Origin of the sequence: Odoribacter sp. N54.MGS-14 (assembly GCF_000980295.1) — a bacterium.
Lineage (GTDB): Bacteria > Bacteroidota > Bacteroidia > Bacteroidales > Marinifilaceae > Odoribacter > Odoribacter splanchnicus.
In genome coordinates this window covers 1-1,488 of record NZ_LARL01000148.1, presented here as the reverse complement: position 1 = coordinate 1,488, position 1,488 = coordinate 1, and the positions used below count along the sequence as shown (strand labels likewise).

The 1,488-nt window shown below is 37.6% G+C and carries 1 protein-coding gene and 1 pseudogene; one reads left to right on the top strand and one right to left on the bottom strand.

The features are described 5' to 3' along the window. Window positions 1–706 (top strand): annotated as a pseudogene (locus WS42_RS14660) (hypothetical protein); the annotation flags it as partial. Between the two features lie 414 nt (window positions 707–1,120). Here WS42_RS14660 and WS42_RS14655 read toward each other — a convergent pair. Next, window positions 1,121–1,488, bottom strand: a 368-nt coding sequence (locus WS42_RS14655; RefSeq protein ID WP_046451343.1) for a transposase, incomplete at its 5' end; no start/stop codon positions are given.

Sequence of the window (1,488 nt, the reverse complement as noted above, 5' to 3'; positions counted from 1 at the left end):
AAGTATGGTTCGTTACCCGGGAAACAGTACGGCCGCCTTGTTCTATGATATAGATAATAAACGTTTTGTGGGTTGGAGCTTCAAGAGCCCGACAAGTAATGACGTTAACCAGATATTGACACCTGTTCCTAATCCGGAAGTCGGAGGATTGTTTGACTTTAAAACCGGAATGGATCTAGTTTACATGGAAGGAACTCGTTATTCGAATGGCTTGGTGTACGCCATATTGCAAAACGCTTCTGGGAAACGAGTTATATATGGAATTAATATGAGCGGAACGGGATTCGTGCAAGAGAGTAAATACGAAAATTTGAACGCCCCAGATTTCGATAAAGCTACAGTCTTTGCTTTCCATTCTCAGTTCCCTTATATGTTCTACGGTGTGGGAAACAAAGTGTATTTGCATAATTTGGGAACCAATATGACTTATGAAATGAAAAATATCAATTTGGGAGCCAACGAAGAAGTGACCATGTTGAAATTTAATTTGTATCATAATAATTATTGGTGGCCGGAACCCTCGGAAGAATTTATGGCCCGTCAATTCGAATTGATGGTGGGTACTTATGATAATAGTGTTAGTGGTGTGAACGGAGGAAAGTTGGGATTCTATAAAGTGGATGGCGAGAATAATTCGATAACAAAACGAGTGGAATATTCCGGTTTCGCTCGGATAAAGGATGTCCGGTACAGGGAAAGACGTTAGGTAATTACAGCAAACTCCCTCCCTCCTTCAGGCTCACTTGAACAAAGAGACGAGGGAGTTTGGTTATGGAAACAAGCATTTCTTTCATGTATTGTAAAATGGAATATAATTACCAAATTTTTTTTCTATCTTTAATAGAATCAAGTATTGTCTTGTTGATAGGACAAAAATAGTTTGTATTTGTCCTATCAACAAGACAAATATAATGGAAGGATAAAGATATTTTGGAATCAGTTGTTACGGATAGTTAGATGTAAACAACTAAATATCAGAATTTTGTTATTTCTTCAACGGGAATGAAAGTTGTTTTACCAACTTTCATTCCTATTTGTTAATCAGTTACAATAATTATTGATAGTGTCCCCAAAAGTGTGTAAATCCTTTCTTTTTTCATCTTTGCAAATCTATTCATTTTTAATAAAATAATCTTGATTCTAAAAAATTATAAATAGGGTATTTATAAATATCCGCGTTTTGAGCCACGGTCCCCATCAGTAGAATGACGGCCTGTGGATTCGGCATGGCCCCTCTCATGTTAATAACCCTCTTATAATCCCTGTTCAGTCTTTCGATCCAGTTCGTGGTATAAATCATTCCCCTGATTTCCCTTTCATATTTGAAGTATGTAAAATAAAACCTGTACCTGTCGTGCTGGTATCTCTTTAGCGGCGGGTAACTCTTTTGCCACCTTTGTATGAACTCCTTAAATACACCGAATGCCTTTTCCGGCGTGATGTCCCATTGGTCAGGAGAGCAGATTTGTTTGAGTTCCTCCATAACCT